The following is a 25,904-nucleotide window of genomic DNA, read 5'->3' as shown; positions in this document are numbered from 1 at the left end:
CGGACTCGAGCCATCGAGGCGACAGCCATCACCACGACAGCGATCGGCAAGGAGCCCATTTTGCCTCTCACCGCTCCACCGCACGCCACCAACACCGACGGCCAACCGCGCCGGGTCGGCGTCGAGCTCGAGTTCGCCGGCATCGGGCCGATCCAGGCGGCGCGTCTGGTCGAAATGACCTTCGGTGGTCGTGTCGAACAGCACAGCGCGCATCGACTGCAGGTCACCGGAACACCATGGGGCACGTTCCACATCGAGCTGGACAGCAAGTATGTCCACCCGGACGAACAGCTGCTCGATCGCGCTCGTACCACTGATGGTCAGCCGCCGGGTTTCGGCGAGCACCTGCGCGCCAGCGTGCACAGCCGTACCCGCGAATGGCTGGGCGATATGGTCGCCGGCCTGGTGCCGACGGAGATCGTCTGCCCGCCGATTCCCTGGGACGAGCTGGCGCGCCTGGACGAGCTGTTCGCGGCGCTGCGCCGCCACGGCGCGGAAGGCACCGATGCCAGCCTGCTCTACGGCTTCGGCCTCCATCTCAATCCGGAAATCCCTTCTCCCGAGGTGGAGAGCATACTGGCCTATCTGCGAGCCTATCTGATCCTGGCCGACTGGCTGCGCGACGAGATCGTCGTCGACGTGACCCGGGACATGCTGCCCCATACGCGGCCGTTTCACAGCGACTACACCCGCAAGATACTGGCACCGGACTACTGCCCCACCCTGCAGGCTCTGATCGACGACTACCTGGTCGCCAACCCGACCCGCAACCGGGAGCTGGACCTGCTGCCGCTGTTCGCCTGGCTGATGCCGGATCATCCCAACGCGCTGCTACGGGAAACGCTGGTCAAGCCACGGCCGACCTATCACTACCGCCTGCCCAACGCCGCGCTCTCCGACCCGGAATGGGGCGTGAGCGTGGAGTGGAACCGCTGGGCGGAGGTCGAACGTCTCGCCGCCGATCCGGATCGCCTGGCGGAGCGCAGCGCAGCCTATCGCGAGCATCTCGCCCAGCCGACCCTGAGCCGCTGGCTCGATTCCCTGCGTCACTGGATGCGTCATTGATGGCTTCACCGAAACACGCGGCGATAGCCCTGGGAAACGACAAAAGCCGTCCGCTGATCGGCATCACCACCTCGGATCACAAGAGCCTTCTGGCCTGGTGGTGCGACTGGATTTCGGTGTGGCGCGCCGGCGGCAGGCCGGTGCGGATCTCTCCGGCGCGCCCGCTACAGCAGGCGGTGGATGGCCTGATCATCGGTGGCGGCGACGATATCGGTGCCCAACGCTACGGGGGCGAGGTTCAGTTGAATGTCCGCGTCGACCCCGCCCGCGACGAGCTCGAGCTCGACCTGCTGGCCGACTACCTGCCGACCCGCGTGCCGATCCTGGGTATCTGCCGTGGCGCCCAGATGATCAACATCCACTGCGGCGGCAGCCTGATCGAAGACATCCAGACGACTTATAGCCACATCAAGAACCGGCGCACGGTGCTGCCCCGTAAGCGAATCGAGATCGAACCGTTCAGCCAGCTGGCCGACATTCTCAATCGCCGCTACTGCCACGTGAACAGCCTGCATCACCAGGCGGTGGATCGCCCCGGGGACGGCCTCAAGGTGGTCGCCCAGGACCGCGACGACCTCGTGCAGGCGATCGAGAGCGAACGCCACCCGTTTCTCATCGGCGTGCAGTGGCACCCGGAATTCCTGCTCTTCAGCCGTTCCCAGCAGCGACTGATCCGAGCGCTGGTAGAAGCCGCGAGGCACCGCGAGGCTGAATCCAGAGAGGCCACAGCCAGAGACGTCAACATCAGCGACGTCGAGGCCAGCGAGGCCACAGGCAGCGAGGTCAAAGCCAGCGCGGATCCGCCGTGAAGGAGACGGTAAACCAGCGCTGTTCGGCGGGGATGGAGAGACCTTCGGCGATCTCTTCCCGGATCCGGTCGAGTTCGGCGATCCCGCTACCGCTGGCGAAATCCGGTGTGGTAACGATGTGGATCTCGATGTTGTGCACCCGCCCGGTCTTGGCGACATAGCTCTCGAAGCGCTCCAGCCCCGGCCGCTGCATGACTGGCGCCATCGCCTCGCGAACCTCGCGGTCGAGCCGCGATGGCGCCATCATCAGTACCTCCCGCATGGCGCGATACACGATGCCTGCCGGCACCGGCATGAAGCCAAGCGTCAGCACCACCAGCAGCGTCGAATCCACGTAGGGTATCTAGGGCGCGAGAGCCGTCCCCTGCATCACCAGCGCCGCGGCAAACGCCACCAGCAGGGCGCTGGTGATCAGTGCCGCCATCAGCCAGTTCTGGATGTCGATCTTCACGAAGTCGGACCGGGCCTGACGGTTGAGCCGACGTTCGACGAACACCATCACGTAGCAGATCACGCAGACGATCAGCGAGTAGCCGATCGCCATGTCGACTGCCAGCGGGTTGCCGCCCTGAAGCAGCGTGCTGAGCGCATTGAGGAAGGCGTAGAAGCACAGCAGCAGCAGGATCGCGCCGTTGAGCGCCGCCGCCATCGGCTCGAAATGCCAGTAACCCAGCTGGAAACGTCGCGTCGATTCACGGGCGACCAGTTTCGATACCATCAGTGCCAGCAGCGACATCGCCGCATCGATCGACGAGAAGACGCCGTCGAACAGAATCGAATGCGACCCCGACAGCAGCCCGAATCCGACGCCGAGTCCCGCCACGACCAGCGTCGTGACGATGGATAGCTTGAGTGTCTTCTGCTCGAGGGAGACGTCCACGCCACACCCCTTTTCGTCTTGTTATGTGCGACTTGTCGTGTGCACCCTGGTACGCGGAACACCGGCCACGACGATGCCGAAGCTCAGGAAGGCATCACGGCCAGCCGCCGCCCTGCCGGGGAACGCAGCAGAAACAGGCCGATGACGACGCCCATGGCCGATAGCGCAACGACATAGATCGCCGGCGACATCGGGTACCAGCGCATCAGCGTGGTAACGATGATCGGCGTAAAACCGCCGAAGATCGCATAGGCGACGTTATAGGAAAACGAGAGCCCGCTGAAGCGAACCGCGGCCGGGAACGCCTTGACCGCTACCGCCGGAATGGCGCCGGTAATCCCCACTGCGAAGCCGGCCAGCGCATAGAGCGGCATCAGTTGATCCGGGCGCTGGCCAACGACGCTCATCATCAGCCAGTAGCTCGCCCCCAGCAGCGCGCTCCAGCCGATCATCGTCGCTCCGCTACCGAAACGATCGGCGCACCAGCCGGCGATCACGCAGCCCACGATCAGACACAGGATCGCCACCACGTTGGCCAGCGAGGCATCCAGCCCGGCGTACTGCGCCGCCAGCAGCGGCGGCGTCATCAGCATCACCACGACGATCGCCGCGGTCAGGATCCAGCTTACTGCCATGGCCAGCAGCACGCCGCCCAAGTGATCGCGAAGCACCGCCTTGACCGGCATCTCGGCGGCCAACGCCTGGCGTTCACGCATCTCGGCGAAGACCGGCGTCTCGCGCAGCCAGCGGCGAAGATAGACCGCCACCAGCCCGAAGATGCCGCCGAGCAGGAACGGGATTCGCCAGGCGCCGCCGGCCAGTTCCGCCGGGGTGAAGTAGGACTTCATGATCGCCGCCACCAGCGAGCCGATCAGAATGCCGGCCGCCAATCCTCCCGACAGCGTGCCGCAGGCGAGACCGACATGGCGACGCTGGACATGCTCGGTGACGAACACCCAGGCACCCGGCACCTCGCCGCCCACGGCCGCGCCCTGCAGCATGCGCAGCAGCACCAGCACCAGCGGCGCCAGGTAGCCGATGGCGTGATAGGTCGGCAGGCAACCGATCGCCAGTGTCGGCAGCGCCATCAGCAGGATCGATAGCGTGAACATCCGCTTGCGCCCCAGCAGGTCGCCGAAGTGCGCCATGACGATGCCGCCCAGCGGCCTGACCAGATAGCCGGCGGCAAAGATGCCGAAGGTCTGGATCTGGCGCAGCCATTCCGGCATGTCGGGTGGAAAGAACAGCTGGCCGATGACCGTGGCGAAGTAGACGAAGATGATGAAGTCGTAGAATTCCAGCGCGCCGCCGAGGGCCGACAGCGAGAGCGTCCTGATATCGTTGCGGGAGAGCGGGCGCGACGGGATCGTCGTGGGATCGTGAGCCATATCGGTGTTCCAGAAGGACGACGCCCCAGGGCGCCGTCACGGTCATTCCGGGCGAAGCCCGAGCCCCGCGCGTCGGCGTGGCGCGGGGCTCGAGAATCGGTTTCAGTGCTGCATCACCGCCAGGCGCTGGCCGCTCGGCGCCCGCAGCAGGAAGATGCCGATCACTACGCCGAGTAGCGCCAGCGCGGCGATATAGTATGCCGGCGCGGCGGGATGACTAGCCATCAGCGTCGAGACGACGACGGGCGTGAAGCCGCCGAAGATGGCGTAGGCGACGTTGTAGGAGAACGACAGCCCGGAAAAGCGCACCGCGGCCGGGAACGACTTGACGGCAACGGTGGGCACGACGCCGACGATCCCCACGCCGAAGCCGGCCAGGCAGTAGAGCAGCATCAGCTGGTCGGGCTGAGACGGTACCGTATGCATCATGATCCAGTAGGTGATTCCCAGCAGCAGGCTCCACAGAATGATGGTGATGCCGCTGCCGATACGATCGCAGCACCAGCCCGAGACCACGCAGCCGATGATCACGAAGACGATCGCCCACACGTTGGCCAGCGAGGCATCGATGTCGTAGAGCGACTGCAGCAGGCTCGGCGTCATCAGCACGACCACGACGACGGCCCCGGTAAGGATCCAGGTCACCGCCATCGACAGCACCACGCTATCCAGATGCCGGCTGAGCACCCGCTTGACCGGCAACCCTTCGGACAGCGCTTTCTTGGCACGCATCTCGGCGAACACTGGCGTCTCTTCCAGATAGCGGCGCAGGTAGACGGCCAGGAAGCCGAACACGCCGCCGATCAGAAACGGCACGCGCCAGCCGTAGGCGGTCATCTCTTCGGGGGTAAAGTACGACTTCAGAAACGCCGAGATGATCGAGCCGATCAGGATGCCGGCCACCAGCCCGGCGGCCAGCGTGCCGCAAGCGAGGCCGACGTCCTTGCGCGAGACGTGCTCGGTGACGAAGACCCAGGCACCCGGGACTTCACCGCCAACCGCCGCACCCTGCAGGATACGCATCAACACCAGCAGCAGCGGTGCCAGATAACCGATGGTTTCGTAGGTCGGCAGGCAGCCGATCAGCAGCGTCGGCACCGACATCAGGAAGATCGACAGCGTGAACATGCGCTTGCGGCCCAGCAGGTCACCGAAGTGCGCCATGATGATGCCGCCCAGCGGACGCGCCAGATAACCCGCCGCGAAAATGCCGTAGGTCTGCACCATCCGCAGCCATTCCGGCATGTCGGCGGGAAAGAACAGGTGGCCGATCACCGTGGCGAAATAGACGAAGATGATGAAGTCGTAGAACTCCAGCGCGCCGCCCAGGGCGGATAGCGACAGGATCTTGATGTCACCGCGTGACAGCGGACGCGACGGAGCCGCATCGTATTGAGGTGCGTTAGCCATAGCCGTGTTCTTTTTTCTGAGGCGTTGAAACGTGCGAGTGTCCAGTAGCCAACGTGCGTCACGGATGCTCGACAGAGGATGCCGTCCGCCGCATGAAGGGGCCATGACATTACCAGACTTTAAAAGTTCCGTCAGTGTGGGGTTGTCAAGCGACAACCCCTTCGGAGGTATCGCCGAGAGCGTCGGTTTTCCCGATCGACACAAAAAAGCCGGCCTCGCGGGGCCGGCTTTCGACATCACCGATGCTCAACTTTCCAGTTTGGCATCCAGCGAGATCCTGGCGTTCAGCAGCTTGGAGATCGGGCAGCCTTCCTTGGCCTTCTGAGCGGCGCTGTCGAAGGTTGCCTGGTCGGCCCCCGGAATCTTGGCTACGGTCTTGAGCTGGACTTCGGTAATGGTGAAGCCGCTGTCGTCCTGCTCCATGATCACGGTGGCATCCGTCTTGATGCTGTCCGGCTCGATGCCCTCTTCGCCCAGCATCATGGAGAGCGCCATCGAGAAGCAGCTGGCATGAGCGGATGCGATCAGCTCTTCCGGGTTGGTGCCGGGCTGACCTTCGAAACGGGTATTGAAGCCGTAGGGGCTCTCCTTGAGCGCGCCGCTCTCGGTGGAGACGACACCCTTGCCTTTCTTCAGGCTGCCTTTCCATTCGGCAGATCCGAATTTCTTGATCGTCATCGTCAACTCCTTCTGGTTTGCTATGACGTTTCGACGTCATCGGCCATCGCGGTGGATGGGATGAGGATCAGTGTAGACCACTTGCGCCAGACGTCATCCGCCCCGACTCACCGACTCCCGCGTGAGCCGCGAATTCGCTACGCCTTGAGCGCATCCAGCGCCGCGTCGTAATCCGGCTCGTTCTTGATCTCGCTGACCAGCTCGGCATGCACGACCTTGTCCTGCTCGTCGATCACGATGACGGCCCGCGCGCAGAGCCCCGCCATTACCCCGCTCTGCAAGGCGACGCCGTAATGCTCCCGGAATTCCGGATGGCGAAAGCAGGAGAGCGTGACCACGCGGTCCAGCCCTTCGGCGCCGCAGAAACGGCTCTGCGCGAACGGCAGATCCGCCGATACGATCAGCACCGCCGTGTTGTCGAGCCCGCTGGCATATTCGTTGAACTTGCGCGTGGACATTGCACAGGTCCTGGTATCGACGCTGGGAATGATGTTGAGCACCTTGCGGCGCCCGGCAAAATCCGACAGCGACACGCCTTCCAGCTCGCCACCGGTCAGGGTAAAGGCAGGCGCCGTCTCGCCGACGACCGGAAAGTCGCCTCCCACCTCGACGGGTACGCCGCCTCGCGTCACGCTCTGCATGGCTGTCTCTCCAAAAAACGATTCAAACAAGAGGAATGGATTTAAACGAAAGGAATGATTCAAGGGCGAAGCGATTGAAAGGATCGCAGCGGCGTATCCGGTGACACCCGCGCCACCGACCAGCATAGCCTATTCCTGTGCTTCGCACCCCGCCCGCGCCAGGACACGGCGCGATACCTTCAGCGCCTCTGAATCTGGCGCTCGCAACTTTGCCATGTTGCGCTGCGGGATCGATTCGGGATCGGGATAGCTCGCCAGCGCTCGTTCGAGCTCCGCTTCCCGGAGAATATGCACCATCGGGTAAGGCGAACGATTGGTGGCATTGGCCGGGTCGGCCGCCTCGACGCCGTCGAAGACGTAATCCGGGTGGAAGCTGGCCAACTGGTAGATGCCGGTGTATTCGAGCTCCTCCAGCAGTTGCTCCGCCAGCTCGAGCCAATCCAGATAGTCGTCGAAATCCTCCATGCCGGCCGGCGCGATCAGCAGCGTGGTGGCAATTCCGGGCTCGGCATCCAGGCGACGGCACTCCGTCACCAGTTCGTGGAGCAGCCCCTCGAGATCGGTGGCATCGGCCACCGCGTAGCGGATGGCGTCCCGTCGCGATTCGCGGCCAGCAAAGGGGCAGATATCGTGGGCGACGACGAAGGATTCCAGCCAGGCCCGCGTGCGGCCGATAAATGAAAGGTCGATGACGGAGAGCTCCTGAGTCAGGGACGTGAACCGAATGAGGCGATCGTACCCGTCGAAAAACGATTCACATGAAATCAATCGACGTCTCGCGGGCACCCGGCGATATTAATCGATTGTCGAGATAGACGGTTGCCGAGATAGACGATCGTCGAACCATAGGGTGATCGACAAAGCCATTTGCGAAACCCGCGAGTGGCAGCCAGCATAACAGCAACGCCTTAACGAACAGGGGGTTCCATGCCAAGTACGCCATCGCGCCCAAGTACGCCACCGTGCATCGTGCTGCCAGAGAGCCAGGCAGCGCCCTCGATATTCCTTCCGGCCATCGGCCAGGGGACCTGGTACATGGGAGAAAACCAGGTGCCGCGCCGGCAGGAAGTCGCGGCGCTGCGCCATGGGCTGGATCTCGGGCTGGAGGTCATCGATACCGCCGAGATGTACGGCGACGGCGGCGCCGAAGAGGTCGTCGGCGAGGCAATCCGCGGGCGGCGCGACGACGCCTTCATCGTCTCCAAGGTCTACCCCTGGAACGCCGGCCGGGAGAGCGCCATCGCGGCCTGCGAGCGCAGCCTCGAACGGTTGGGCATCGACACGATCGACCTCTATCTACTGCACTGGCCCGGCAACATTCCCCTCGAAGAGACGTTCGAGGCATTCGAACGGCTGCGTGACCAGGGCAAGATCCGGCGCTTCGGGGTTTCCAACTTCGATGCCGGCAACCTCAGAGCCATGGAGGCGCTGCCCGCCGCCGCCGACTGTGCCACCAATCAGGTGCTCTACCACCTCGGCTCCCGCGGCACCGAAGTCGATATCGTTCCATGGATGCAGGATCACCATATTCCGGTGATGGCGTACTGCCCGCTGGCGCAGGGCGGGCGGCTGCGATCCAAGCTGCTCTCCTCGTCCGTGGTCAACGACATCGCCGACAAGCACGGCGTCAGCGCTGCCCAGGTACTGCTGGCCTGGGTCATTCGCCCCACCAGTGTCAGTCAGGATGGAGCACGAGGCGTCATCGCGATTCCCAAGGCATCGAGCCTGGCTCATGTCGAGGCCAATGCCGCCGCGCTGGAGATCGAGCTCGACAGCGACGACCTCACCCAGCTCGACAACGCCTTTCCCGCCCCGAAGGAGCCGGTATCGCTGGATATCGTTTGAACCGCCCCGAGGTCAGAACGATCCCCATGGCGACACCGTTTCCTACAGCGGCAGCTGACCGGTGGTTGCCACCGAACCGCGCCGGGATGCCAGCCGATCCGCCAGCCGGGTCGGCTCCGGCAGCTTGGTCTTGCCCAGGCAGCGCACCACCCAGTCGACGGCGCCATCGAGGGACATTCGATGCCCCGGCGACACGAACAGCGGTTTCACCCCCTCCCGCGAACGCAGCACCGCGCCGATGGTGACGCGGCCACGCTCGTCGAGGGCAACGTCGTTCGGGTCCTCTTCGCGCCGACGGTCGGTCAACGGCGTCCATGCGCCCTTCTCCAAGGGCACGTCGCCAAACTGACCGCATAGCCGGCTCTTGCCCACGCCGATGGTGGGCAGATCGAGCCAGAGCCCCAGATGCGAGGCGATGCCCAGACGGCGCGGATGCGCGATGCCCTGGCCATCGACCATGATCAGATCCGGGCGCTGCGACAACTGCTCGAACGCCCCCAGCGCCGCCGGAATCTCGCGAAACGACAACAGCCCCGGCACGTAGGGCATGCGCGTCGGCTCGCGATGCACTACCTGCTCGATCAAGGTGAGCGACGGCCATTCGAGCAGCACCAGCGCCGCCCGCGTGGTCTCCCCGCCATCTTCGAAGCCGATATCCATGCCGGCGATCAGGCCGACCTCTCCCAGCGCCTCCTCGCGGACGATCCGTGGTGCCAGCTGCTTCTGCAAGGCGATCGCCGCCTCGGGCGTGAGATTCCATTCATGTAGCGCCATCCTGCGCCTCCCGCCATCCAGGTTGAGGACATCAGCCTAGGGCCTGTTGCCGTTTCATGCACGGCCGCGCCGCTCTCCGACCTAGACTCATCTTTCAATCCCGATTCGCCTTTCAATCCCGATTCGCCCTTCAAGTCCGATTCGGCCTTCAACGGACGCGACGTCGCGTTACACTTGGCGACGCTTTTGCCGCTTCACTCTCTCAGACGCAACAGGGCGCCGCGCCGTGAAACTACTCCACACCGCCGACTGGCACCTGGGCCAGTCCTTCCATGGCCAGGAACGCCATGTCGAACATCGCGCCTTTCTCGACTGGCTGCTGGGGACACTCGTCGAGCGCCAGCCCGACGCACTGCTGATCGCCGGCGATATCTTCGATGTGGTCAATCCCTCGCTACGCGCCCAGGAACTGCTCTACGACTTCATCGTTGCCGCCCACGCCGCGCTGCCGGCGCTAGAGATCGTGATGATCGCCGGCAACCACGACAGCGGCTCGCGCATCGAGCTGCCTGCGCCGCTGATGAAGAGCCTCAGGACGCACGCCCTAGGGCGCGTGCACTGGCTCGACGACGGCCGCCTCGACAGCGACCACCTGCTGGTGCCGCTGCACGACGCCGGCGGCGCGCTCAAGGCGTGGTGCCTGGCGCTGCCCTTTCTGCGCCCCGCGGAGGTGACCGGCGGCGAGATCGACGACTATCGCGACGGCATCGCGCGGGTGCATGGCGAACTGATCTCAGCCGCCGAGGCACGCCGCCAGCCGGGCCAGGCGCTGGTGGCGATGAGTCACGCCCATCTTCAGGGCGCCGCCGTCTCGGAGGCGAGCGAGCGTCCCATCGTCATCGGCGGCGAGGAGTCGGTTTCGGCGACGCTGTTCCCCGAATCGATCGCCTACGTCGCGCTTGGCCACCTGCATCGGCCCCAGCAGGTCGGCGAGCCACGCATCCGCTACAGCGGCTCGCCCCTGCCGCTCGATTTCAGCGAGAGCCACTATCCGCACCAAGTGATCGAATTCACCCTCGACGGCGAAGCGCTGGGCGGGATCGAGACGCTACCGATCCCGCGACACGTCGCGCTGCAACGCGTGGGGCCGGGCAGTCTCGAAGAGGTCGAACAGGCGCTGGAGACGCTGGAGACGGACGCCGCGCTCCCCGATGCCACGATGCCTCGCGAACGCTGGCCGTGGCTGGAGATTCGGGTCGATCTCGATGCGCCCCGCCCCGATCTGCGTGCGCGCATCGAAACCGCCCTGGATGGCAAGCCGCTGCGTCTGCTGCGCATTCACAGCCGCTATCCCAATGCCAGCTCGCAGGATGATGCGGACGCCAGTGTCGATCTCGACAGCCTGACCCCACAGGAGATCTTCGGCCGCACCTGGCAGGCGCGCTACGGCGACGCACCACCGGAAGAGGTGATGACGGATTTCGCCAGCCTCCTGCAGCAGGTTCAGGACGCGGAAAGCCAACAGGAGAACGATGTGGAAAACAAGGCATGAAGATTCTCGCCATTCGCCTGGAAAACCTCGCCTCGCTGGCCGGACTCCACGAGATCGACTTCACCGCCTCGCCGCTGGCCGACCAGGGTCTGTTCGCCATCACCGGCCCCACCGGCGCCGGCAAGAGCACGCTGCTCGATGCGCTCTGCCTGGCGCTCTACGGCAGCACGCCGCGCCTGCGTCAGGCGCCCCGACGGGACTCCCAGATCGCCGATATCAACGACGACACGCTGACCACCGCCGATGCACGCACCCTGCTGCGGCGGGGTTGCGCCAGCGGCTTCGCCGAGGTGGATTTCGTCGGCCGTGATGGCCGTCGCTACCGGGCGCGCTGGTCGGTGCGCCGTGCCCGCAACAAGGTCGACGGCAGCCTGCAGAAGACCGAGCAGTCTCTCACCGACCTGGACGCCAACCAGTTGCTCACCGCCCAGACGCGGGAGTTCGAAAAGCTGCTGCCCGAGCGTCTGGGTCTCAAGTTCGACCAGTTCACCCGCGCCGTGTTACTGGCCCAGAGCGAGTTCGCCGCCTTTCTCAAGGCCGACGACAACGAACGCAGCGAACTGCTCGAGCGCCTGACCGATACCCAGCACTATTCCGAGATCTCGAAGGCCGCCTATCGACGGGTGCGCGAGGCCAAAGCGACCCTCGAGGCCATCGAGACCCGCTTGGCGGACGCCCTGCCGGTGGACGCCGACACCCGTACCACCTACGAGCAGCAGGCCCGGGCCGAGGAGCAGGCGCTGGCCGAGTTGCAGGCGGAACTGTCGCGCCACCAGGCCCAAGGCATCGAGCTCGAACGCGATGCTCAACTCCTTCAGGCGTGGCAGCAGGCGGAAGCCGGCTGGCGCCAGGCCGAACACGAGTGGCAGCAGAACCAGACCGAGCGCCACCAGCTCGCTCAGCTCGACGAGCTGGCCCCGTGGCGGGAACGGGCTCGGCGACGCCAGGCGCTTGAGCGTATCTTGACCGCCAATCGCCAGACCCTGGCGGAACAGCGCCGCCTGTCCGAAGATGGCGACCGCGAACGCGAAGCTCTGGAGCCCCGGCTGGCCGCGGCGCGCCAAGCCCACGAGCAGGCCCGGCAGGACGAACGGGAAGCCCAGCCGCTGCTGGACGAAGCGCGCCGGCTGGCCGCCGATCTCGAATATCAGCGGCAGCAGCTCACCCAGCAGCAGCAGGAACACCGCCAGCTCGCCGACTCCGCACTGGCCGATGACCAGCGCCACGAAGCACTGACACGGACACGCCAGCCGCTCGAGGCGCGTCTCGATGAACAGCGGGCCGCGCTGGCGCGCTTGCTGGAAGCCACCGACGAGCCCGGCGAGCACGCAAACGAACACTCAAGCACATACCCAAGCGCCCACGAGCTGCGTGCGAGCCTGAACCGTCGACGCGACCTGGCCCAACATGAGCTGCAAACGCTGCAAAGCCTGCAGCATGACTGGCGCGAAGGCGAACGCCTGCACCGCGAGCAGACCGCGACACGCCAGCAGCTCGATGCCGAACGCCACCGGCTAAAGACGCTGGAAACCGAAGGCAGACAGGCCGCGGAACGGCTCAAGGCCGCCGAGTCCGAAGACGAGACGATCCGCGATCAGATCGAAGCGGCAAGAGCGGCCCGGAGCGAGAGCGTCGAACAGCTGCGCCAATACCTGCGGGAAGACGAGCCCTGCCCGGTCTGTGGGGGAACGGATCATCCCTTCCGGCACGCACCGCCAGCGCACCCCGGCGTCGCCATGATCGAGGCGATCGAGCGCCAGGAGCGGCAACGGCTCGAAGGCCAGCGCCAGCAGGTCGAGCGTGCCCAGCAAACCTACCATCAGTGCAGCGCCGACTATCGTGCCTGTCGCCAGGGCATGCAGGAAAGAGAGCGCCAGCTCGAGACGCTGTCCCGGCAGCTCGATCAGGCCCGCGCGGCGATCGATGCCCACGACGACGCCCCGGCGCTTCGCCGGAACGAGTCGGCCGACGGCTGGTTCGAGAGCCGGCGGGAACGGCTGAATCGGCAATGGCAGGAGGCCAGCGACCGTCTCGCCGCGCTCGACGACGCGGAGCGCCTGCTGCAGCCGCTGGAAGCCGACTGGCAACGGCTGTCGCTCGAGCTGGGCAAGCTGGAAGAGCGCCGCGCCCTGAATCGCCAACGCCTGCAGGCGCTCGAGGCGTTGTTACCTTCACGTCAGCAGCAGGTGGAAGATATTGGCAGTCGGCTGGCGGCCCGGCTTGGCAGTCACGAATCCGTTCCGGCCTGGCAGGCAGCGCTGGAACGGCAGTGCCGGCAGGCGGAAGCGACCCTCGAGGAGCATCAGGCGCGCTGGCAGACGCTGGCCCAGACCCACGCGCAGCTGAGCCAAAAGCTGGTGGATCTCGAACAGCGCCAGCAAGACGCCCAGGCCGAGTTCGACGAACTCGACGGCGGCTGGCAGGCCTGGCGCCGCGAACGCCCTGCCCTCGACGACGAGACGGTCGAGGCGCTGCTGGCCGTCAGCGAAGCGGATCATCGCCGGCGGCGGGAGGCCCTGACCAGACTGGAGCGCGACCTGGCCGCCGCGACCGTCAAGCAGGAGGAGCGCCGACAGGCGCTGCACGATCAGCGTCGCCGGTTACTGCCGGCATCGGACGAGAAGGACCTGCTCGACGAGGCCAACAGCCGCGAGCTGGCGGGGCAATTGGCCCGCCAGCGCGAGACGCTGCAGGCGTTGGAACGACAGCGCGACGAGCGTCAGGAGAGTCGCGATGCGGCCCAGCACCGGCTTCGCGAGGACAACCGCCGCCGCCAGGCCCAGCGCGAAGGCGCCCAGGCGCGCGAGGCGGCACAGCACGAGCTCAATCGCTGGCGGCTGATCGGCGACCTGATCGGCAGCGCGGATGGCAAGCAGTTTCGGCGCATCGCCCAGGCCTACAATCTCGATCACCTGTTGACCCACGCCAACCAGCACTTGCGGGCGCTGACGCCCCGCTACCGGCTGACGCGCGGTGGCAGCGAGCTCGGCATTCTGGTGATCGATGGCGACATGGCCGACGAACGCCGCTCGGTGCATTCGCTCTCCGGCGGCGAGACGTTCCTGGTCTCGCTCGCCCTCGCCCTGGGTCTGGCTTCGATGGCATCGCACCAGTTGGCGATCGAATCGCTGTTCATCGACGAAGGCTTCGGCAGTCTCGATCCGGCGTCGCTGGCACTGGCAATGGATGCCCTCGACGGCCTGCAGGCGCAAGGGCGTCGGGTCGGAGTGATCTCCCACGTCCAGGAAATGCACGAGCGAATTCCGCTGCAGATACGGGTCGAACCCAGCGGCAACGGCGCCAGCCGAGTGGCGATTCGGCACCGCTGAGGAATCCGCCCTGCCGGACCATTGGCATCTACACCTCGATTGCCGCCCGGGCCATGACCTGGGCGGCGGCGCCTCTGGCCGCAGGGAACGTGCTGTCTTCGATGATCTTGATCGGAACGGATTGGGACTTCCTGAGCAGATCGTTCTGATGGTCGTGGAAGTAGGCCAGGGCCGGCTCTATCAGACGCGCTTCCAACCGCATCAAAGAGCCCCCCAGAATCAGCATCGAGGGATTGAGCGTATGGTGCAGATTGAGCATCAAGAGCCCCAGCGCTTCTCCCGCACGCTGGATCAGGGCTTGAACGGCTTCCTCGTCGGCCCGGGCCTGTACCGCCGCGCTGAGACTGGCCTCCGGCTCGACGTTCAGCGCTTCGCGCAGCGCCCACCCGCTTACCAGCGTTTCCGCACAGCCGCGGTTGCCGCAATGGCAAAACGCGCCGCCAGGCTGGATCACGGTATGTCCGATCTCGCCAACCAGTCCCTGATATCCCCTCGGTACCACGGGGAAATGTTCACCGCTGACCACGCCGCAGCCGATACCGATGTCGGCGCTGATGTAAGCGATCGACTCGGGCGGCACGCCGTCGAAGAAGTAGAACTCACCGAACGCAGCGGCATTGGCCTCGTTGTCCAGCAGCCATACGCCACCCGGCAGATCCGGCTGTTCCCGCAGTAACCCCAGAAAGTCGATGTCGGTCCAGCCCAGATTGGGCGCCAGTCTGAGAATGGGGGCGCGGGGAGAAACGGGGCCGGGCACGGAGACGCCGAGCCCGAGGCAGGAACGCCCTCCCAGGGCGGGATCCTGACGGAGCTGCACCAGCAGCTCTGCAAGGCGCGTTGCCGTGGCCTCGGGCGTGGTGGGAGAAACTTCCTGGTGAAGGCTCGCCAGGATCTCTCCCACCAGATTGCAGGCAACCAGCCGCAGGCCCTTGACCCCGACCTCGGCGCCCAGCATGTAGTGACGATCGCCATCGAGATAAAGCGCTCGCCCCGGGCGCCCGCCACCACGTGAATGCAGCTCACCCTCACGCAGCCAGCCACCCTCGGACAACGCCTGTACCACGCTACCGACGGTGGCCTTGGTCAGACCGGTCTGGAGGGCGATATCCGCCCGCGACAATCCAGGACTGCGCCTCACGGTGCTGAGAATGGTGCTGCGGTTGAGACTCTTCAGATAGTTGAGATCGCCAGCGACTTGCGGCGTGAAGGAATTCGGCATGGGCGAGGCGGCAACATCGAGTAATGGCTGATTGAGACGACTATACCAAAGCCCGACGAGTTCGGCCGAAAAGCGTCTGCCATGGCGGGACCTAAGTCTTAACACTAATGGTCAATGGCAGCCGTTCTCGCAAACGCGCATGCTCCTTCCACAACTTAGTTAACAGTTTTTACTAATCAGCAGGAACCATCATGCCAACAGCCATCTACCCCTGTCTCGAGACCAAGCGCGTCGTCATCACTGGCGGCGGCTCCGGGATCGGAGAGGGTTTGGTACGCGCCTTTGCCGAGCAGGGCGCCGAAGTCCATTTCCTCGACATTCTCGAAGAGGCCAGGGCCCTGGCCGAAGCGCTGGGTGACAACGTGCATTTCCACCACTGCGATCTTACCGACGCCGAGGCCCTGATCGGCACGCTCAATGCCATCGGCGAGGTCGACATACTGGTCAACAATGCCGCCAACGACGACCGCCACCGCCTCGAGGACGTCACCCCCGAATACTGGGACGACCGCATGGCGGTCAATTTGCGCCATCTGGTGCTGGCCGCCCGTGAAGTCGCCCCGGCGATGCGCCGTCGTGGCCAGGGCGTGATCGTCAATCTGGGCTCGATCAGCTGGCACCTCGGCCAGCCCGGCATGGTGCTTTACGAGACCGCCAAGGCCGGCATCGAAGGCCTGACGCGCGCGCTGGCCAGCGAACTGGGCAGCGACGGGATCCGTGTCAACTGCGTGATCCCCGGCAACGTCAAGACCGCGCGTCAATCGCGCTGGTATACCCCCGAAGACGAGGCACAGATCGTCGCCGAGCAGAAGCTCAAGGTACGCATCCACCCCCACCACGTCGCTGCCACGGTGCTGTTCCTCGCCTCGGACGCGGCAGCAGCCTGTACCGCTCATAACTACTGGGTCGACGCCGGCTGGCTCTGATCGCGAGCCGCTCCAGGACCTTCATCGACACGCCACCGGAGTTCAACAATGCCAATATCAAGTGCTTCACAACACCCCATCGTGGTTCTGCTCATCTGCTGCGTGGCCGCCATCGGCGGCTTTCTGTTCGGCTTCGATAGCGGGGTCATCAACGGCACCGTCGACGGCCTCCAGCAGGCTTTCCAGTCGGAGAGCGTCGGCACCGGCTTCAACGTCGCCTCGATGTTGCTTGGCTGCGCCGTCGGCGCCTTCTTCGCCGGGCGCCTGGCGGACAAATTCGGTCGCCGCACACTGCTGCTGGTCGCCGCCGTCTTCTTCATCGTCAGTGCCTGGGGCTCCGGCATTGCCGATGGATCGCTCGAATTCGTGATCTATCGGATCCTGGGCGGCCTGGCGGTGGGTGCAGCCAGTGTCATGTCACCGGCCTATATCAGCGAGATCGCCCCTTCTCATCTGCGCGGCCGACTGGCGACGATTCAGCAGGTGGCGATCATCGGCGGCCTGTTCTTCTCGTTTCTCAACAACTACATCCTCGCCAACGTCGCGGGTGGCTCCACGGCGCCATTGTGGTTCGGCTTCGAAGCCTGGCGCTGCATGTTCTGGATGGAGCTGATCCCCGCCGGGATATTCCTCATCGCGCTGCTGTTCATCCCGGAAAGCCCGCGCTTCCTGGTCAGTGCCGGTCATGACGACAAGGCGGAACGGGTTCTGCGCCTGGTCTACGACGAAGCCGGCACCCGCAAGCGCCTGGAAGACATCCGCACATCGCTGTCCAACCGTCACAAGCCGCGTCTGTCGGATCTGATCAACCCCGCTACCAGCAAGTTGCTGAAACTGGTCTGGATCGGCATCGGCCTGGCCGTGTTCCAGCAGTTGGTCGGGATCAATGTGGTGTTCTACTACGGCGCCGTGCTGTGGCAGGCGGTCGGTTTCTCCGAAAGCGATGCGTTGATGATCAACGTCATCAGCGGTGCCGTCAGCATCGCGGCCTGCCTGGTCACGATCGGCCTGATCGACCGCATCGGTCGCAAACCGCTGCTGTGGGCCGGTTCCGTCGGGATGACGATAACCCTGGCGATCCTGGTCTACGCGTTCTCCACCGCCGACATCGTCAATGGCAGCCTGGCGCTCTCCTCCGGTAACGGCGTTCTCGCCCTGCTCGCGGCCAACGTCTACGTCTTCTGCTTCAACGTGTCCTGGGGGCCGGTGATGTGGGTCATGCTGGGCGAGATGTTCCCCAACCAGGTACGCGGCTCGGGCCTGGCCGTCGCCGGCTTGTTCCAGTGGGTCGCCAACTTTGCCATCACCATGACCTTCCCGATCATGCTGGCATCGATCGGCCTTACCGGGGCTTACGGTTTCTACGCGATCTGCGCCCTGCTGTCGGTCATCTTCGTTGCCCGCTTCGTACGAGAAACCAACGGTCAGGAACTCGAGGAGATGGTTTACGAGTAAGCGTTCGCCAAATGGGGAACTGAACGCCACAATAACGTGGTACGCAACGAACAAGGCCCGCGTCAGATGGCGCGGGCCTCGTCGTTGCCGCTGAGCAGCGTCCCCCTTTCACCCTAACGGAAGGACGCCTTTGCCGTCATTTTGGGCTGAATGAGGGTAGGAAAAGCTATCGCTTTGCCGTCACCCCGCTGATATCTTGTCGCACCTCCTCAAGCCGAAAACGCCTCATTCAGCCACTTGATAAAATGTAACTATTCAGGTCACGCTGCCTGATCCAGGCCGTCCCGACGCATGAATTCGGGCACTTCACCGGCAAACAACTGTTCCAGTGCGGTGTGCGCTGCCAGGCCCTGCTTGACCGCCGTCGAGAGGAAGCTGCGCATCCGGCAGAAGATCTCGGCACCTTCCCAGGAGCGGAAACAGCCTGAAATCTTCTGCTGGACCTTGGTCATCCGCAGGTCACGCTCCCCTTGGTTATTGGTGAAGGGCGCGGCGGGGTCGTCGAGGAAACGCAGCACATCGTCCTCGTACGCCTGGAGACGTTCGAGCAGGTTACGTGCCTTGGTACGTTTGGCACGACCGCGCTTTCCCGGTGGTGGTGGGATCGGTGGCGGACACTCGGTCTCACCCTCTGTCAGGCACTGCCGATAGCGGACTCGCCAGCGTTGCGCCTCTTCGGGCGAGAGCGTGCCACCGGCAGCGTCAACGGCCTGATGCATCTCCAGCAGCAGATCATGCAGCGCCTTGGCCCACTTTTGGTGGTCATTTTCCCAGGCCGCAGTCAATTCACGCAGGTGATGGGCGTTGCAAAGTGCGTGGCGGCAATCCGCGTAGCGGTAGTAAGGCTTCCAGTGATCATGCACCAGCACCCCCTGGACATAGGGCAGGATGCCGATGGCATCCATGGCCTCCTGACCTCGCTTGGCGTGAGGCGCCAAGTAGGTCAGGGCGTCATTCGAGGCGCTGTGCAGCCAGTAGCGCTTGCCGCCGACCTGCATCCCGGTCTCGTCGGCATGCACGGTCGCGGCTTGCCTCAGCGCCGGGATCGCCCACTCGGCAAACGCCTCGGCGCGCTGATAGGCCTCTTGATTGAAGGCGAACAGCGTGCCGGTGCTCAGCGATAGATCGCACTGTGAGGCCAGCAGCGCCTGGATGCGGGCATAGGGCAGCAACTGATACTGCGAGAGATAGACGACATGCGCCTTGAGACGTGGGCCATACTGGATCGGGCGGGTCACGCCGTCGGGAAACGGCGCCACATGGCGCCGCCCGAGATCGTCCTCCAGCACCTCGGCGCGATACTCGGTGACGACGGCCTGGATCACGATGTCTTGCACCTGGCGCGTTTCGATGCCGACCGAGCGATAGGTGCGCCCTTTGGGCAAGGTGCGGCGATCGACGCGCAACGACACGATCTCGTCGGGATCGGTGACCGGCGCCAGCGTCTTGCCTTCGTGACCCGGTTGCCCGCCAGGGCGACGCTCGCCCTTGGCCCGGGAACGGCGTTGGCGGTTGGGGTCTTGTGACGGCGGCTTGCTGCTGTTGCGGCTGCTGGTGGCCAGTCGGTCGGCCATCAGCTTGACCAGCAGCATCAGCACGTCGATGGCAGCACGCAAGGAAGGCGAGACCGTGTGGTCTTCCTTGAGCTGCTGCCGGACCCGTTCCAGGGCCTCGTCGACGTTGATATCGCTGATGGTCATGTCACCGCATAGACGTGCCGAAGGATCAGGCACACTATGCCAAAAAAATCAGGTGGTTGGCGACATGCCATCCGCAGCCACCTGAATAGTTACGATAAAATTACGTTTTTGCTTGAAATCGATGCGTAGTTGCATCAGGACTTCCGCGAAGATTTCATGCTGAGCCGGTGTTTCCAGCGTGTCGCGTAATTCTTTCAATAAGGCAATCCCCTGCTGATAGCCTTGGTTATTGGTCTTGCTCACTTCACTACGCACCAGACGCAAATATAGCGGCAAGCTCTCATCGGGGATTTTCAGCGCTTGCGCCAGGGCGTGTAATAAACCCGACGCCACTCGCCGCTGAGCACAGAGGGCCTGAGCCTCAGTCAGGCGACCCTCGTACAGATAGATTTCCAGCAAGCTATTTTCCGGCGCCGGCGCCCAAGCAAGGCGAGGCCCGGCAGTCTCACCGAGCCGCTCGGTCAGCCAGTCGATAGCAAGCTGGCGATAGTCGACGGGCAAGCCATGCGCTTCCGCCAGCTCCACCAGGTAGCAATAATCCTCAACCCGCTGCGTAAGTCGATATATCTCCCACTGCAGTTGCGCCGCTGCCTCGACGTCTTCCTGATGCAGACGTAGGCGAATTTCCAGCCGTTGGCGTTCGTTTTCCCAGCGGGGCCGGTCCTTCGACTCCACTTCGGCCGCGCGAGAAAGCCACTGCTCGACCTGATCCCAGCCGCCATGATCGATACACGCTCTCGCGGCGTCTAGGCAGTCCTTCTCGTCGTTAGCGGTTTTCTGATAAAGCGCCAGGATGGTGGATAAATCACCTGCAGCTTCGGCGCGCTTGAGCATGGGGTCGCGCAGCCGCAGGTAGCGGTACCGCTCCGACCAACTGGCATTCCTCGGCAGGTTCGGCAAGTCATCCCAGGCCCGCTGCAAGCAAGCGTGATAGGCTTCTAGCCCGGCCTGGCCCAGCACCTCGGCATAAGCGTCGGGGATCGGCGGAAACCTCTCACTGCGTTCGCCGAACGCCAGCTCATAAAGGTGCGCCGCCAATTTTTCGGCCGACCAATCGAGCCGCTGCACGGTCTCGACATGCAATGTCTGCAAATCCGCCTCGCAGTGGAGTCGAAAGCCGCCCGAATCATCAATGGTTTCCAGCGCCCGGTCCAGGCGCGACAGCGCATGATTCACCAGCATCAAGGCTTTATCAGCCGGCAACTGCGGCGCTTGCTCGACAAGCTGATCGACAACCGGCTCCGCCTTGGCGAAGTAGGCATGCACCTGCCCAAAACGAAACAGATCGCGGTTGACGGGAAATGCCGCCGTGATGCGTTTTTTCAGCGTCTTGTGATCCAGAACACCGAGTACCGCATCGGCGCGCATCGACCACTTTTGGTACAGCACCGGGTCACTCTCGATGAGTGACTCAAGCGCTTCGACCAGCGAGACCTTGTCCATCTGCTGTAGATAAGCATGCAGGCGATCCGAGACATCGCCTTCCGTCAGGCGCGTTTGCTCGGCCTGCTCCGCCCGATATGTCAAGGCAACCGCCACGCAATGCTTGCAGAAGTCGATGCCCTCCGAGGCCGGGCAATCGCATCCACCGTCCAGGCCACGCTTGCTCAGCTTCAGTGTCACGGTATAGCGCTCGCTGCCCTCCACATCGGCAGTGATGGTGGCCCCTTGCTTGATCCAACCGAGCACCATGCCCTGGCGGTAATAATCTAGACCCCGGCCAAACGCCGCCTCCCCGGCAAGCACGACCAGTTGCCGATCGGCCAGAAGCGCCGTTTCATCGTGTTGTGCCATCGCGATCCTGCCTTACTGTTATTGATATTGCTGTGTAAGGTGATGGCGCAAGCTGCGCGCTCAACCTGCCAGCCTGAACGCGATCTCGGCCACATGCTTGCCCTGGAAGCGGGCGATCGCCAGTTCGTTCTCGCTCGGGGTACGGCTGCCATCAGCGTTGGCCAGCGTCGTCGCGCCGTAGGGCGTGCCACCGGTGATCTCGTTCATGTTGGAGAGCTCGGGGCAGCTGTAGGGCACGCCGACGATGACCATGCCGTGGTGAAGCAGCGTGGTGTGAATCGAGGTCAACGTGGTTTCCTGCCCGCCGTGTTGCGTCGCGGTGGAGGCAAACGCGCTGCCGATCTTGCCGATCAACTTGCCCTGCGCCCAAGGGCCACCGGTCATGTCCCAGAAATTGCGCATCTGGGAGGCCATGTTGCCGAAACGGGTCGGCGTGCCGACGATGATCGCATCGTAGTCGGCCAGCGCGTCGGGACCTTCGATCAGCGGCGCCTCCTGATCGGTCTTGTAGCCGGACTTGACCGCTACCTCCTCCGGCACCAGTTCGGGCACTCGGCGAAGATCGACCTGCGTACCATCGACGCCCCGGGCGCCTTCCGCCACGGCCTTGGCGAGGGTTTCGATATGGCCGTAGCTTGAGTAATACAACACCAGCACTTTGCTCATGGCATTTTCCTTGAAAGACAGGGCTTCCCTTGAAAGGCAGGGCTTCCCTTGAGAAGACAGGGTTTCGAGACGAAACATTTCCAAGGCTAGCCCGCGCGCCCAGCCGATGCCATGGCAACAATACTGCGTTTTTTGGTGGCGAAAGGCCGAAAAGATCGAACGCTCTGCGAACGCGCGATCATCGTGCCATCCGTCTGCCTCGGGCCGGCATTTGTTGCGGTAGCGGGCTAGCCGCTATTCTGTGCGCTCACTCACCCAACCGTGGTCCACGCTGGTGGATCGGAGCAAGCCATGACGACTTCCCGCGATCTCCTGGCCAACCTGGTCGGCTTCGATACCGTCTCCCGCCATTCGAATCTCGCGCTGATCGATTTCGTCGAGCACTATCTCGCCTCTCATCGGGTGCCGGCCCAGCGCATCACCAACGCCGATGGCAGCAAGGCCAACCTGCTCGCCCGCGTTGGCCCCGCGGTCGAAGGCGGTGTGGTGCTTTCCGGTCATACCGACGTGGTGCCGGTCGACGGCCAGCCGTGGCGCAGCGATCCGTTCACGCTGACCGACAGGCAGGATGGCCGACTCTATGGCCGCGGGAGCTGCGACATGAAAGGCTTCCTCGCCTGCGCCCTGGCCCGGGTGCCCGAGTGGCAGGCGCTGGACCTGAAGCGACCGATCTATCTGGCTTTCTCCTATGACGAGGAGATCGGCTGTCTCGGCGCGCCGGCGATGATCGAACGCCTGATGGCGGACGAGCCACTGCCCGGCGCGGTCATCATCGGCGAGCCCACCTCGATGCAGCCGGTGGTCGCGCAGAAAGGAATCACCACGATGCGCACCACGGTGACCGGCCGGGAGTCGCACTCGAGCCAGATCAACCAGGGCGTATCGGCGATTCACGTCGCAGCCAAACTGGTGACGCGGATCGAGGCGATCATGCAGGAGCTGGTCGACGAGGGCGCGCTGGAAAAGGTCTTCAACGTGCAGCACTCTAGCCTGCACGTGGGCCTGATCGAGGGCGGCACCGCGATCAACATCATGGCCCGCCACTGCCAGTTCGACTGGGAGATTCGTCACCTGCCCAGCGACGGATTCGAGGCGGTCTTCGCCCGCTTCGACCGCTACGCCAGGGCACTGGAAGCCGAGCTCCAGCAGCGGGTGCCGGATGTTCGTATCGTCACCGAGCAGCTCGTCGACACGGTGCCGGCGCTGGCCGATCGCGACAACGCCCCCACCATCGAGCTCTGCCGCGAGCTGCTCGACGACCCGAACGTCGACACCGGCGGCGTTGCCTACGCCACCGAAGGCGGCCAGTTCCAGCGCGCCGGCCTGCCGACCATCGTCTGCGGCCCGGGCAGCATCGAACAGGCCCACCAGCCGGACGAGTACATCGACATCAGCCAGCTCGAAGCCGGCGACCGCTTCATGCAACGACTGGGCAAGCGAATGGCGCGTTGAGCACCGTCGCTACTCTATTCCTTTAGCTACCGGGACGAATCATGCATACCCCTGTTCTCGCCGTTCGCCGCACTGCCCTGGTCGCGGTCTATGGCACCTTGAAGCGCAGATTGCGCAACCATCACTGGCTCGACGGCGCCGAGTTCGTTGGCACCGATATCCTCACCAGCGTCACGCTCTATGATATCGGCCCCTATCCGGGCGCCAGGGCCGAGCCGTCGCGAGGCGTGGAGATCGAAGTCTTCCGCGTCGATGCGGCTGGTCTGAAAAGGCTGGATTGCCTGGAGGATTACCGGGTAAGACGGCCGAAGTCCGGCACTTACGATCGCGCCGTGCATGACACCGCCTTCGGCCCCGCCTGGGTCTATCTCTACAACCGGGACGTGACCGGCTGCCCGGTGATTCGCCAGGGAGGCTGGCCGGCCGTGGCGTGAGGCCACGCTTGCTCAGGCGTCGAAGAACACCCGCAGCACGTGATCCATGTGCACTTCCATCGCTCTGCGCGCCGCATCGGGGTCATGGCTTTCGATCGCCGCTAGAATGCGCTCGTGATCGTCCTGTGACTGGCGCGGCATGTCGGTTTCCATGAACAGCTCCTGAAGACGTCGGAACATCTTGCCGTACTGGTGGCCAAGCAGGTGCTTGATGGTCATGGCGTAGGCGGCGTTGCCCGAGGCCTCGGCAATACGAATGTGCAAAAGCCGGTCGCCGGCCTGGTTTCTTCCACCGTGGCGATTGTCCTCGACATTGCGCGCGTAGGCGGCACGCATCGCGGCGAGATCGTCGTCGCTGGCATTGATCGCCGCCAGCGCCGCCGTTTCCGGTTCCAGGTAACGGCGTGCCTGCAGCAATGAGAACGGCGGGATCTCCTGATCCAGATCGAGCTCGATCTCGCTGGCGAACTCCGGGTCGAGCCCCCACTCCTCCTGGCGCCGGGCCGCGCTCATCACCGAGCTGCCCACCTCGTCGTCGCGCGCCAGCACCAGCACGCCATGGCCGACACGAACCTCCACCTGGCCCACCACCTCCAGCGCGATCAGCGCTTCGCGCACCGACGCCCGGCTGACTCCCAGCTGCTGCGCCAGGTCCCGTTCCGGCGGTAACAGCGAACCGGGGGGAAACTCCCCCTGACGGATCAGCACCAGCAACTGGTCGGCAATCTGGCGATAGAGCCGCTGTGCACGAATGGTCTGGATCGGCATCCATCGATCTCCCGGTTTCATGAGCAAGACGAATTAGGCTTTGTCTGAAAACTGTCTGCGCTCGGCCATACGGCGTTAAAAATCGGCTCAAAGTACTCATTTACACCGCGTAAACTCCGTCTTTTTGCCGATTTTTGCCTTGCCTGACCTTCGCTCGACGACTTTTCAGACAAAACCTAGACATTGGTCGCAATTTCCAACGTTTTTACCGGCTTGGCCGAGGCTATTAGACGTTTGGCGATTTGCGGGCCGTTTCCACAAAGGATAATACTCGGACCAAAGGTCAGGCCTTTAGACATTAGAACCAACCCTGCCCTAGGAAGCAAAAAACTCGGAATCCAAACCGCCTTCAGGAGCCATCGGCCATGCGACTCGCCAACAAGACCGCGTTGATTACCGCCGCCGGCCAGGGTATCGGCCGAGCCACCGTCGAGCGATTTCTGGCCGAAGGTGCCCAGGTCATCGCCACCGACATCGATGCGGCCAAGCTGGAGGGGCTGGCGGGGGCTCAGTGCCATGCGCTCGATGTCACCGACGCGGAAGCCGTGCGGAGTCTGATCGAGTCGCTGCCGCCGCTGGACGTACTGTTCAATTGCGCCGGCACGGTGCCGAGCGGTTCGATCCTCGAATGCGAAGATGCCCAATGGGCCTTCGCCCAGCGGCTCAATGTGGACTCGATGTTCTACACCATTCGCGCTGCGCTGCCGGCAATGCTCGACAATGGCGGCGGCAGCATCATCAACATGTCGTCGCTGGCCTCCAGCGTGAAAGGCGTGGTCAACCGCTTTGCCTACGGCACCACCAAGGCTGCCGTCGTCGGGCTGACCAAATCCGTCGCCGCCGACTACATGACCCGCGGCATCCGCTGCAACGCGATCTGCCCAGGCACGGTCGACTCCCCCTCCCTGCGCGAACGGGTCGCCGAGCAGGCGCGCCAGCAGGGCCGCACCACCGACGAGGTCTTCGCCGAATTCATTGCCCGCCAGCCCATGGGCCGCCTGGGCAAGGTGGAGGAGATCGCGGCACTGGCGACGCATCTGGCCAGCGACGAATCCTCGTTCATCACCGGTACGGTGCAGTTGATCGACGGGGGCTGGTCGAATTGATGAGGGCACCTACAAACTACTGCGCTAGCCCATGCGGCGTTGGAATCCAGCTAAAACTGCTCATTTACAGACT

The 25,904-nt window shown here is 64.1% G+C and carries 23 protein-coding genes; 10 read left to right on the top strand and 13 right to left on the bottom strand.

The window, feature by feature from the left end; all coding sequences use genetic code 11:
• Positions 1-60 precede the first annotated feature (60 nt).
• Both ACWHY3_RS06370 and ACWHY3_RS06365 read left to right on the top strand, forming a co-directional pair.
• A complete protein-coding gene (locus ACWHY3_RS06370; protein ID WP_087718011.1) occupies positions 61-1,065 on the top strand; it encodes an amidoligase family protein in 1,005 nt (334 codons plus the stop codon).
• Positions 1,065-1,874 carry a gamma-glutamyl-gamma-aminobutyrate hydrolase family protein gene (locus tag ACWHY3_RS06365; protein WP_087718012.1) on the top strand — a complete coding sequence of 270 codons (810 nt, stop codon included), beginning with the start codon at positions 1,065-1,067 and terminating at the stop codon, positions 1,872-1,874. The genes ACWHY3_RS06370 and ACWHY3_RS06365 overlap by 1 nt, the downstream gene beginning before the upstream one ends.
• On the opposite strand, the gene ACWHY3_RS06360 is transcribed toward ACWHY3_RS06365, so the two are convergent.
• The 7 genes from ACWHY3_RS06360 to ACWHY3_RS06330 form a co-directional block, all read right to left on the bottom strand.
• The gene (locus ACWHY3_RS06360) at positions 1,849-2,208 is read right to left on the bottom strand and encodes a hypothetical protein (RefSeq protein ID WP_256961057.1); all 360 of its coding nucleotides are present in this window, start codon (positions 2,206-2,208) and stop codon (positions 1,849-1,851) included. The two genes, ACWHY3_RS06365 and ACWHY3_RS06360, sit on opposite strands and share 26 nt — an antisense overlap.
• A 9-nt stretch (positions 2,209-2,217) precedes the next feature.
• Positions 2,218-2,754, bottom strand: a complete 537-nt coding sequence (locus tag ACWHY3_RS06355; protein WP_256961058.1) for a cation transporter — start codon at positions 2,752-2,754, stop codon at positions 2,218-2,220.
• Between the two features lie 83 nt (positions 2,755-2,837).
• Positions 2,838-4,142 carry an MFS transporter gene (locus ACWHY3_RS06350; RefSeq protein ID WP_087718013.1) on the bottom strand — a complete coding sequence of 435 codons (1,305 nt, stop codon included), beginning with the start codon at positions 4,140-4,142 and terminating at the stop codon, positions 2,838-2,840.
• Between the two features lie 102 nt (positions 4,143-4,244).
• On the bottom strand, positions 4,245-5,552 hold the full coding sequence (locus ACWHY3_RS06345; RefSeq protein ID WP_087718014.1) for an MFS transporter: 1,308 nt from the start codon (positions 5,550-5,552) through the stop codon (positions 4,245-4,247).
• Between the two features lie 246 nt (positions 5,553-5,798).
• The gene (locus tag ACWHY3_RS06340; RefSeq protein WP_087718015.1) at positions 5,799-6,230 is read right to left on the bottom strand and encodes an OsmC family protein; all 432 of its coding nucleotides are present in this window, start codon (positions 6,228-6,230) and stop codon (positions 5,799-5,801) included.
• A gap of 137 nt (positions 6,231-6,367) precedes the next feature.
• A complete protein-coding gene (gene tpx / locus ACWHY3_RS06335; protein ID WP_087718016.1) occupies positions 6,368-6,871 on the bottom strand; it encodes a thiol peroxidase in 504 nt (167 codons plus the stop codon).
• A gap of 129 nt (positions 6,872-7,000) precedes the next feature.
• Positions 7,001-7,639 carry a DUF1415 domain-containing protein gene (locus tag ACWHY3_RS06330; protein ID WP_256961060.1) on the bottom strand — a complete coding sequence of 213 codons (639 nt, stop codon included), beginning with the start codon at positions 7,637-7,639 and terminating at the stop codon, positions 7,001-7,003.
• A 159-nt stretch (positions 7,640-7,798) separates the two neighbouring features.
• On the opposite strand from ACWHY3_RS06330, the gene ACWHY3_RS06325 reads away from it, so the two are divergent.
• Positions 7,799-8,716, top strand: a complete 918-nt coding sequence (locus tag ACWHY3_RS06325; RefSeq protein ID WP_087718017.1) for an aldo/keto reductase — start codon at positions 7,799-7,801, stop codon at positions 8,714-8,716.
• A gap of 42 nt (positions 8,717-8,758) precedes the next feature.
• Here the strand turns inward: ACWHY3_RS06325 and nfi are convergent, their stop codons facing one another.
• On the bottom strand, positions 8,759-9,490 hold the full coding sequence (gene nfi / locus ACWHY3_RS06320) for a deoxyribonuclease V (protein WP_087718018.1): 732 nt from the start codon (positions 9,488-9,490) through the stop codon (positions 8,759-8,761).
• A 226-nt stretch (positions 9,491-9,716) separates the two neighbouring features.
• On the opposite strand from nfi, the gene ACWHY3_RS06315 reads away from it, so the two are divergent.
• Both ACWHY3_RS06315 and ACWHY3_RS06310 read left to right on the top strand, forming a co-directional pair.
• Positions 9,717-10,982 carry an exonuclease SbcCD subunit D C-terminal domain-containing protein gene (locus ACWHY3_RS06315; protein ID WP_087718019.1) on the top strand — a complete coding sequence of 422 codons (1,266 nt, stop codon included), beginning with the start codon at positions 9,717-9,719 and terminating at the stop codon, positions 10,980-10,982.
• A complete protein-coding gene (locus tag ACWHY3_RS06310) occupies positions 10,979-14,311 on the top strand; it encodes an AAA family ATPase (RefSeq protein ID WP_332778925.1) in 3,333 nt (1,110 codons plus the stop codon). The genes ACWHY3_RS06315 and ACWHY3_RS06310 overlap by 4 nt, the downstream gene beginning before the upstream one ends.
• 28 nt (positions 14,312-14,339) lie before the next feature.
• Here ACWHY3_RS06310 and ACWHY3_RS06305 read toward each other — a convergent pair whose 3' ends face one another.
• On the bottom strand, positions 14,340-15,530 hold the full coding sequence (locus ACWHY3_RS06305; RefSeq protein ID WP_303854502.1) for an ROK family transcriptional regulator: 1,191 nt from the start codon (positions 15,528-15,530) through the stop codon (positions 14,340-14,342).
• Between the two features lie 191 nt (positions 15,531-15,721).
• On the opposite strand from ACWHY3_RS06305, the gene ACWHY3_RS06300 reads away from it, so the two are divergent.
• Both ACWHY3_RS06300 and ACWHY3_RS06295 read left to right on the top strand, forming a co-directional pair.
• Positions 15,722-16,456: an SDR family NAD(P)-dependent oxidoreductase gene (locus ACWHY3_RS06300; protein ID WP_087718022.1), complete on the top strand. Its 735-nt coding sequence runs from the start codon at positions 15,722-15,724 to the stop codon at positions 16,454-16,456.
• A gap of 48 nt (positions 16,457-16,504) precedes the next feature.
• A complete protein-coding gene (locus tag ACWHY3_RS06295) occupies positions 16,505-17,911 on the top strand; it encodes a sugar porter family MFS transporter (protein WP_332779848.1) in 1,407 nt (468 codons plus the stop codon).
• Between the two features lie 260 nt (positions 17,912-18,171).
• Here the strand turns inward: ACWHY3_RS06295 and tnpC are convergent, their stop codons facing one another.
• From tnpC to wrbA, 3 genes are read right to left on the bottom strand one after another with little or no spacing between them, the layout of a single operon-like run.
• Positions 18,172-19,611 (bottom strand): IS66 family transposase, encoded by a 1,440-nt coding sequence (gene tnpC, locus ACWHY3_RS06290; RefSeq protein WP_023004967.1) that lies wholly within the window; start codon positions 19,609-19,611, stop codon positions 18,172-18,174.
• A gap of 48 nt (positions 19,612-19,659) precedes the next feature.
• On the bottom strand, positions 19,660-21,405 hold the full coding sequence (locus tag ACWHY3_RS06285; protein WP_448127855.1) for an SWIM zinc finger family protein: 1,746 nt from the start codon (positions 21,403-21,405) through the stop codon (positions 19,660-19,662).
• Positions 21,406-21,465: 60 nt separating this feature from the next.
• Positions 21,466-22,071 carry an NAD(P)H:quinone oxidoreductase gene (gene wrbA, locus ACWHY3_RS06280; RefSeq protein ID WP_448127854.1) on the bottom strand — a complete coding sequence of 202 codons (606 nt, stop codon included), beginning with the start codon at positions 22,069-22,071 and terminating at the stop codon, positions 21,466-21,468.
• A 291-nt stretch (positions 22,072-22,362) separates the two neighbouring features.
• On the opposite strand from wrbA, the gene argE reads away from it, so the two are divergent.
• Complete coding sequence (gene argE / locus ACWHY3_RS06275; protein ID WP_087718025.1) at positions 22,363-23,523, top strand: acetylornithine deacetylase; 1,161 nt, start codon at positions 22,363-22,365, stop codon at positions 23,521-23,523.
• 41 nt (positions 23,524-23,564) lie between these two features.
• Entirely contained in the window at positions 23,565-23,957 is a 393-nt protein-coding gene (locus ACWHY3_RS06270) for a gamma-glutamylcyclotransferase family protein (RefSeq protein ID WP_322529292.1), read from the top strand.
• Between the two features lie 12 nt (positions 23,958-23,969).
• Here the strand turns inward: ACWHY3_RS06270 and ACWHY3_RS06265 are convergent, their stop codons facing one another.
• On the bottom strand, positions 23,970-24,725 hold the full coding sequence (locus ACWHY3_RS06265) for a FadR/GntR family transcriptional regulator (RefSeq protein ID WP_303854490.1): 756 nt from the start codon (positions 24,723-24,725) through the stop codon (positions 23,970-23,972).
• A gap of 365 nt (positions 24,726-25,090) precedes the next feature.
• Here ACWHY3_RS06265 and ACWHY3_RS06260 point away from each other — a divergent pair, with 365 nt between their 5' ends.
• Positions 25,091-25,831: an SDR family oxidoreductase gene (locus tag ACWHY3_RS06260; RefSeq protein ID WP_087718032.1), complete on the top strand. Its 741-nt coding sequence runs from the start codon at positions 25,091-25,093 to the stop codon at positions 25,829-25,831.
• The last annotated feature ends 73 nt before the right edge of the window (positions 25,832-25,904 follow it).

Source organism: Salinicola sp. NYA28a, from assembly GCF_976982775.1.
This window is presented reverse-complemented; position numbering and strand designations above follow the sequence as displayed.

Coding starts and splice junctions, on each gene's coding strand:
- ACWHY3_RS06365 (WP_087718012.1), top strand. CDS start 1,065: ATGGCTTCACCGAAACACGCGGCGATAGCCCTGGGAAACGACAAAAGC.
- ACWHY3_RS06350 (WP_087718013.1), bottom strand. CDS start 4,142: ATGGCTCACGATCCCACGACGATCCCGTCGCGCCCGCTCTCCCGCAAC.
- ACWHY3_RS06345 (WP_087718014.1), bottom strand. CDS start 5,552: ATGGCTAACGCACCTCAATACGATGCGGCTCCGTCGCGTCCGCTGTCA.
- ACWHY3_RS06340 (WP_087718015.1), bottom strand. CDS start 6,230: ATGACGATCAAGAAATTCGGATCTGCCGAATGGAAAGGCAGCCTGAAG.
- tpx (WP_087718016.1), bottom strand. CDS start 6,871: ATGCAGAGCGTGACGCGAGGCGGCGTACCCGTCGAGGTGGGAGGCGAC.
- ACWHY3_RS06325 (WP_087718017.1), top strand. CDS start 7,799: ATGCCAAGTACGCCATCGCGCCCAAGTACGCCACCGTGCATCGTGCTG.
- nfi (WP_087718018.1), bottom strand. CDS start 9,490: ATGGCGCTACATGAATGGAATCTCACGCCCGAGGCGGCGATCGCCTTG.
- ACWHY3_RS06310 (WP_332778925.1), top strand. CDS start 10,979: ATGAAGATTCTCGCCATTCGCCTGGAAAACCTCGCCTCGCTGGCCGGA.
- ACWHY3_RS06305 (WP_303854502.1), bottom strand. CDS start 15,530: ATGCCGAATTCCTTCACGCCGCAAGTCGCTGGCGATCTCAACTATCTG.
- ACWHY3_RS06300 (WP_087718022.1), top strand. CDS start 15,722: ATGCCAACAGCCATCTACCCCTGTCTCGAGACCAAGCGCGTCGTCATC.
- ACWHY3_RS06295 (WP_332779848.1), top strand. CDS start 16,505: ATGCCAATATCAAGTGCTTCACAACACCCCATCGTGGTTCTGCTCATC.
- tnpC (WP_023004967.1), bottom strand. CDS start 19,611: ATGACCATCAGCGATATCAACGTCGACGAGGCCCTGGAACGGGTCCGG.
- ACWHY3_RS06285 (WP_448127855.1), bottom strand. CDS start 21,405: ATGGCACAACACGATGAAACGGCGCTTCTGGCCGATCGGCAACTGGTC.
- wrbA (WP_448127854.1), bottom strand. CDS start 22,071: ATGAGCAAAGTGCTGGTGTTGTATTACTCAAGCTACGGCCATATCGAA.
- argE (WP_087718025.1), top strand. CDS start 22,363: ATGACGACTTCCCGCGATCTCCTGGCCAACCTGGTCGGCTTCGATACC.
- ACWHY3_RS06270 (WP_322529292.1), top strand. CDS start 23,565: ATGCATACCCCTGTTCTCGCCGTTCGCCGCACTGCCCTGGTCGCGGTC.
- ACWHY3_RS06265 (WP_303854490.1), bottom strand. CDS start 24,725: ATGCCGATCCAGACCATTCGTGCACAGCGGCTCTATCGCCAGATTGCC.
- ACWHY3_RS06260 (WP_087718032.1), top strand. CDS start 25,091: ATGCGACTCGCCAACAAGACCGCGTTGATTACCGCCGCCGGCCAGGGT.